Origin of the sequence: Streptomyces aureus (assembly GCF_001418135.1) — a bacterium.
In the GTDB taxonomy this organism is placed as follows: domain Bacteria; phylum Actinomycetota; class Actinomycetes; order Streptomycetales; family Streptomycetaceae; genus Streptomyces; species Streptomyces aureus_A.
This window is the reverse complement of the sequence record NZ_LIPQ01000257.1, coordinates 1-6,672: the sequence shown is the minus strand read 5'-3', so window position 1 is coordinate 6,672 and position 6,672 is coordinate 1. Positions and strand designations below refer to the sequence as shown.

Here is a 6,672-nt window from a genome sequence, read left to right as displayed (position 1 = left end):
GCGGGCCGCACTCGGAGACGCCGACGGCCCCGCGGGCGACTGGCTGCCCCCCGGCCTGCCCGCCCTGATCGCCCAGCGCTCCACCCGCGTCCTCGACCTGCCCGTCGCCGAACCGACCCTGCTCACCCAGGAGGAGCGGCCCCCGGGGGTCTCTCGGCGCCGCATCCTCATGGCCGGCTCAGCAGCCGCCGTCGCGGGTGCCGGCGGCCTCACCGCCTGGCTCCTGACCCGTAACCCGGGTGGTGCGGGCACGGGTACGGGCGGTACCGGCGGCCCCCTCGCCTCCTACACGATCGGCGTCGTCACCGATCTGAGCGGCCCCACCGCACCGGACGGGCGCGGCCAGGAGCGCGGCATCCGGCTGGCCGTCGAGGAGTTCAACGCCCGCGCCGACCGGCCCTTCGACGTGCGGCTCCGGGTCGAGGACGACGGGGGGAAACCGGAGCGGGCGAAGGTCGGGGCGGCCGCGCTACTCAAGGACCCCGCGCTGGTCGGGGTGATGGGGCCGACGACGGTTCCGACCGCCATCGCCGTCGGGAACGAACTCGTCCGCCGCCGGACGGCGTTGGCGAGTGTCATCGCCGATGTCCCGGCCGACCGGATCGAGGGCCAGGACACCAGGGTGACGTACTTCCAGCCGCGTTCCCTCCACGACCTGATGACCGTGCCCTTCGGCCGCTACCTCACCGCTCGCGGGGCCGTCCGGACGGCCATCGTGGAGGACCGGGCCGCAGGCCGGTACAGCTGGTACACCGTCAAGAGCCTGAACGAGTACCCGCCGTCGGGAGACAAGGGCGGGGTGGTGACCTCGCACCCCGTCGAGGCGGACAGCGAGGACTTCGGCCCCGCCGTACGGGCCGCCCTTGCCACCGACCCGCAGGGCGTGATGTACGCGGGGATGTCGCCGCGCCGGGCCGCCCTGTGCGCCAGGGCCCTGCGCGACCAGGGGTACCGGGGACCCTGCGGAACCGTCGAGTACGTGCTCCAGCCGGAGTTCCTCACCGTCGCCGGCCCGGCCGCCGAGGGCTGGTACTTCGGTACGGGCTACGTCGACCCCGACGTGCTGCCGGCGGCACGGAAGTTCGCGGCCGCGTACCGGAAGCGTTGGGGCCTCTCCGGCACGGCCCCGGTCGACCGGTTCGCGACGGAGGTGTACGACGTCACCAACTGGGCGCTCCAGGCGCTGCGCACGGCGGCCTTGAACCACGCGGAGTCGGCCGCGTCGGGCGTCATCAACAGCATGTTGGCGACCCCGTACGAAGGGATCGTCAAGACGTACGTGGCCCGAACGACCAAGAACACGACCACGGCCCTCGTGGGCCTCTACCTCTGGCAGGTGAAGGGCGGAGTGCCCCGATGCCTCGGGGAGTTCAGGGAGGCGGCGGCGAAGGGCACGTGAAAGGGGCCCGGTCCGTGCCCACGGACCGGGCCCCCGACGTCGTGCGGGGCGAGCTAGCCGACGACCGTCCAGGTGTCGTTGCCCGCGAGGAGCTGGCTCAGGTCGCCCTTGCCGTGCCGTTCCAGGGCCGTCTCCAGCTGGTCCGCCATCAGGGTGTCGTACACCGGTCGCTCCACCGACCGGAACACCCCGATGGGGGTCTGGTGGAGGGTGTCCGGGTCCGCCAGCCGGGAGAGGGCGAAGGCCGTGGTGGGGGTCGTCGCGTGCGCGTCGTGGATCAGGATCCGCGACTCGGTCTCCGGGGTGACCGTGACGACCTGGAGGTCGCCGGTGGCCGGGTCGCGGACGACGCCCTTCTCGTTCTCGGCGCCGAAGCGGATCGGCTGCCCGTGTTCGAGGCGGATGACCGCTTCCTTGGCCTGGTCCTTGTCCTTGAGGACCTCGAAGGCGCCGTCGTTGAAGATGTTGCAGTTCTGGTAGATCTCGACGAGCGCCGTCCCGTTGTGGTCGGCGGCCTGCCGCAGGACCTCGGTGAGGTGCTTGCGGTCGGAGTCGACCGTGCGGGCCACGAAGGAGGCCTCCGCGCCGAGGGCGAGCGACACCGGGTTGAAGGGCGAGTCCAGGGAGCCCATCGGCGTCGACTTGGTGATCTTGCCGACCTCGGAGGTCGGGCTGTACTGGCCCTTGGTCAGCCCGTAGATCCGGTTGTTGAACAGCAGGATCTTGAGGTTGACGTTGCGCCGGAGGGCGTGGATGAGGTGGTTGCCGCCGATGGACAGCGCGTCGCCGTCTCCTGTGACGACCCAGACGGACAGGTCACGGCGGGAGGTGGCGAGGCCGGTGGCGATGGCCGGGGCGCGGCCGTGGATCGAGTGCATCCCGTAGGTGTTCATGTAGTACGGGAAGCGCGAGGAGCAGCCGATGCCCGAGACGAAGACGATGTTCTCCTTCGCCAGGCCGAGCTCGGGCATGAAGCCCTGGACGGCGGCCAGGACCGCGTAATCGCCGCAGCCGGGGCACCACCGCACCTCCTGGTCGGACTTGAAGTCCTTCATGGACTGCTGCGCCTCGGCCCTGGGGACCAGGTGGAGGAGGGGCTCACTCATCGATGGCCTCCTTGAGAGCGGCGGCGAGCTGCTCGGCCTTGAACGGCATGCCGTTGACCTGGGTGTGGCTGCGGGCGTCGACGAGGTACTTCGCCCGGACGAGGGTGGCGAGCTGGCCGAGGTTCATCTCGGGCACGACGACCTTCTCGTACCGCTTCAGGACCTCGCCGAGGTTCTTCGGGAAGGGGTTGAGGTGCCGCAGATGGGCCTGGGCGATGTGGCCGTTCTCCCGGCGGATGCGGCGGACGGCCGCCGTGATAGGCCCGTAGGTGGAGCCCCAGCCGAGGACCAGGGTCCGTGCGCCGTCCGGGTCGTCGACCTCGATGTCGGGGACGTCGATGCCGTCGATCTTGGCCTGCCGGGTGCGGACCATGAACTCGTGGTTGGCGGGGTCGTACGAGATGTTCCCGGTGCCGTCCTGCTTCTCGATGCCGCCGATGCGGTGTTCGAGGCCGGGGGTGCCGGGCACGGCCCACGGGCGGGCCAGGGTCTCCGGGTCGCGCTTGTACGGCCAGAAGACCTCGGTGCCGTCGGCCAGCTCGTGGTTCGGGCCGGTGGCGAACCGCGTCCGCAGGTCCGGGAGTTCGTCGACGTCCGGGATGCGCCAGGGCTCGGAGCCGTTGGCGAGGTAGCCGTCGGAGAGCAGGAAGACCGGCGTGCGGTACGTGAGGGCGATCCGGGCCGCCTCGATGGCCGCGTCGAAGCAGTCGGCGGGCGTCCTCGGGGCGACGACCGGGACCGGCGCCTCGCCGTTGCGGCCGTACATCGCCTGGAGCAGGTCCGCCTGCTCGGTCTTGGTGGGCAGACCGGTGGACGGGCCGCCGCGCTGGATGTCGACGATCAGCAGCGGCAGCTCCAGGGAGACCGCGAGCCCGATCGTCTCCGACTTGAGCGCCACACCGGGTCCGGACGTGGTCGTCACGCCGAGCGCGCCGCCGAAGGCGGCCCCCAGGGCGGCGCCGATGCCGGCGATCTCGTCCTCGGCCTGGAAGGTGCGGACACCGAAGTTCTTGTGCTTGCTGAGCTCGTGGAGGATGTCCGATGCCGGGGTGATGGGGTACGAGCCCAGGTACAGCGGCAGGTCCGCCTGGCGTGAGGCGGCGACCAGGCCGTACGAGAGGGCCAGGTTCCCCGAGATGTTCCGGTAGGTGCCGGTCGGGAAGGCCCTGGTCGCGGGGGCGACCTCGTACGAGACGGCGAAGTCCTCGGTGGTCTCGCCGAAGTTCCAGCCGGCCCGGAAGGCGGCGACGTTGGCCTCGGCGATCTGCGGCTTCTTCGCGAACTTCTGCCGCAGGAAGGTCTCGGTGCCCTCGGTCGGCCGGTGGTACATCCAGGAGAGCAGCCCGAGCGCGAACATGTTCTTGGAGCGCTCGGCCTCCTTCCGGGACAGGCCGAACTCCTTGAGCGCCTCGACGGTCAGCGTGGTGAGCGGCACGGGGTGGACCCGGTAGCCGTCCAGCGAGCCGTCCTCCAGGGGCGAGGTCGCGTAGCCGACCTTGGCCATGGCGCGCTTGGCGAATTCGTCGGTGTTGACGATGATCTCGCCACCGCGCGGCACGTCCCCGATGTTGGCCTTGAGGGCGGCGGGGTTCATCGCGACCAGCACGTTCGGGGCGTCGCCCGGCGTCAGGATGTCGTGGTCGGCGAAGTGCAGCTGGAAGGACGAGACGCCCGGCAGGGTTCCGGCGGGTGCCCGGATCTCGGCCGGGAAGTTCGGCAGCGTGGAGAGGTCGTTCCCGAAGGACGCCGTCTCCGAGGTGAAGCGGTCACCTGTCAGCTGCATACCGTCACCGGAGTCACCCGCGAAGCGGATGATCACCCGATCGAGACGGCGCACTTCCTTCTCGGTGCCGTGGTGCGGCTTCGCCGGGGCGCTGCGCTGCTCCCCGAGCAATGCCTCACCGGCCTCGCTACTGACCTGGCTGGTCACTGAACTGGACCTCCCTCGCGGCAAGGGGACTCTCCGCCGGAGGCGGGAGAAGGCTCGGGATGCGGTCGGCCGATCACCGTCCGTCCCGAGGCCCACCCTACGACGGTAAGGGGGGCCCTCCCGGGACTTCTCACATCATGGACCTCTTTTTGAGACGCCCGCTTGCCCTGAATTGTCATGTTCTGTCGCCACCCGGAGTGTTCCGGAAAGCCGGATTCCGCCTCATTCTTTGGATCCAGGCCCCTGGGGGCCTCCCGTGGGCCGCCTTCCGGGTGGTGACCTCGGGTCTCGACCCGGGCCTCGACCCGGGTCCCGACCCGGGGCGTGACCCCCGGAGGGCGGCTTCCCGCCATCTGACAGGGTGTCAGATGATCAGGATTTCAGATACGTCAACACCGCCAGTACCCGCCGGTGATCGCCGTCACTCGGTGAGAGCCCCAGCTTCAGGAAGATGTTGCTGATGTGCTTCTCCACCGCGCCGTCGCTCACGACCAGCGCCTTCGCGATCGCGGAGTTCGTCCGCCCCTCCGCCATCAGACCGAGGACCTCCCGCTCGCGCGGGGTCAGGTTCGCGAGCACGTCCTGCTGACGGCTCCGGCCCAGCAGCTGCTGCACGACCTCGGGGTCCAGTGCCGTACCGCCACCGGCGACCCGCACCACGGCGTCCACGAACTCCCGGACCTCGGCGACCCGGTCCTTCAGCAGATACCCGACACCGCGACTGGAACCGGCCAGAAGTTCGGTGGCGTACTGCTCCTCCACGTACTGCGACAGCACGAGCACGCCGAGTCCCGGATGCTCCTTGCGCAGCCGCACGGCCGCGCGCACCCCCTCGTCCGTGTGCGTCGGCGGCATCCGCACGTCGGCGACGACGACATCGGGCAACGCGCCCTGCGCGGCGAGCCCGCCAACGGTCTCGACGAGCGCCTCACCGTCCCCCACGCCCGCGACCACGTCATGCCCGAGATCGGTGAGAAGCCGGGTCAGTCCCTCCCGCAGCAACACGGAATCCTCCGCGATGACCACCCGCACGCGCCCGGCCCCTTGATCCGCACCCACGCCCAACAGCCCCCATGTCTTCTTGCCCGAGTACTTCCTACGACTCGGCCAGCATCGCAGGGTCGCCTCGCGTTGTGCTCATTCCAGGGAGGAGAGCCCGCCGGCGGCCCTCCCCGCAACAGGACAGCGCCCCGAGGCCCAAGGGCCCCGGGGCTGCAAGCCCGGCGCGGTGTCACGCCCGCCAGGGCAGCTCCACCGTCACCGTCGTGGGCCCGCCCTCCGGCGAATCCACCGCGAGCACTCCGTCCACCGCCCCCACCCGCTCGGTGAGCGAGGACAGACTCCGCCCGGTCACGACGTGCGCCCCGCCCACCCCGTCGTCCCGCACCTGGAGCATCAGCCGGTCGCCCGTGCGCCACACGTCAACCCAGGCCCGCCGGGCGCGGGCGTGCGCCGTGACGTTCCGCAGCAGCTCCGAGACGGTGAAGTACGCGATGCCCTCGATCGCCGCGACCGGCCGCGCCGGCAGGTCGACGTCCACCGACACCGGGACCGCGCACCGCGAGGCCACCGCCGACAGCGCCGCGTCCAGACCCCGGTCGGTGAGGACGGCCGGGTGGATGCCCCGGGCGAGGTCCCGCAGCTCCTGGAGCGCGAGCTTCACCTCGCCGTGCGCCTCGTCGACGAGTACCGCCGCCGCCTGCGGATCCTGCGCGAGCTTCTCCTTCGCGAGCCCGAGGTCCATGGCGAGCGCGGCGAGCCGGGCCTGCGCCCCGTCGTGCAGATCGCGTTCGATGCGCCGCAGGTCCGCCGCCGCGGTGTCGACGACCACACCCCGGTCCGACTCCAGCNNCGCGCAGGAGCCAGGGGCCGACCATCACGAAGAGCAGCCCGACGAGGCTGGTGACGGCGATCTCGAAGGGGGAGTCGAGGAAGAGGTTGTGGGTCCCGTCGCCGTACAGCTGAATGCCGTCCTGCCCGACGTACGCCGGGAAGACCCACTGCCACAGCGGATACGTGAAGAGGCCCCAGCCCCAGGTCCAGAAGGCCACGGTCACGGAGAACGAGAAGATCGCCCACGGCATGTGCACGATCGCGTACAGCAGGTGCCGCCAGGACGCCCCGCTCTTCAACATGGCACCCATCCAGGAGAAGGCCCCGCCGGTCTGGCCCCGCACGGGTTCGGGCGCCCGCACGTCCACGTCGAGCAGAGCACGCGCCCGCGCCCGCTCGACGAC

At 71.0% G+C, this 6,672-nt stretch carries 5 protein-coding genes and 1 pseudogene; 1 reads left to right on the top strand and 5 read right to left on the bottom strand.

Annotated elements, in window-relative coordinates:
* Nucleotides 1-1,399: ABC transporter substrate-binding protein (locus tag AOK00_RS21590; protein ID WP_159041817.1), on the top strand; the 1,399-nt coding region annotated here is incomplete at its 5' end.
* A 53-nt stretch (nt 1,400-1,452) separates the two neighbouring features.
* Here the strand turns inward: AOK00_RS21590 and AOK00_RS21585 are convergent.
* The 5 genes and pseudogenes from AOK00_RS21585 to AOK00_RS40490 all read right to left on the bottom strand — a co-directional run.
* On the bottom strand, nt 1,453-2,505 hold the full coding sequence (locus AOK00_RS21585) for a 2-oxoacid:ferredoxin oxidoreductase subunit beta (RefSeq protein WP_055601943.1): 1,053 nt from the start codon (nt 2,503-2,505) through the stop codon (nt 1,453-1,455).
* Nucleotides 2,498-4,435 (bottom strand): 2-oxoacid:acceptor oxidoreductase subunit alpha, encoded by a 1,938-nt coding sequence (locus tag AOK00_RS21580; RefSeq protein WP_055601942.1) that lies wholly within the window; start codon nt 4,433-4,435, stop codon nt 2,498-2,500. Before AOK00_RS21580 ends, AOK00_RS21585 begins: the two co-directional genes overlap by 8 nt.
* Before the next feature lie 372 nt (nt 4,436-4,807).
* Nucleotides 4,808-5,467: a response regulator transcription factor gene (locus tag AOK00_RS21575; RefSeq protein WP_055601941.1), complete on the bottom strand. Its 660-nt coding sequence runs from the start codon at nt 5,465-5,467 to the stop codon at nt 4,808-4,810.
* 199 nt (nt 5,468-5,666) lie between these two features.
* A pseudogene (locus AOK00_RS40495) lies at nt 5,667-6,285 on the bottom strand (sensor histidine kinase); the annotation flags it as partial.
* A 2-nt stretch (nt 6,286-6,287) separates the two neighbouring features.
* On the bottom strand, nt 6,288-6,672 hold a 385-nt coding region (locus AOK00_RS40490; RefSeq protein ID WP_437441431.1), incomplete at both ends, for a sensor domain-containing protein.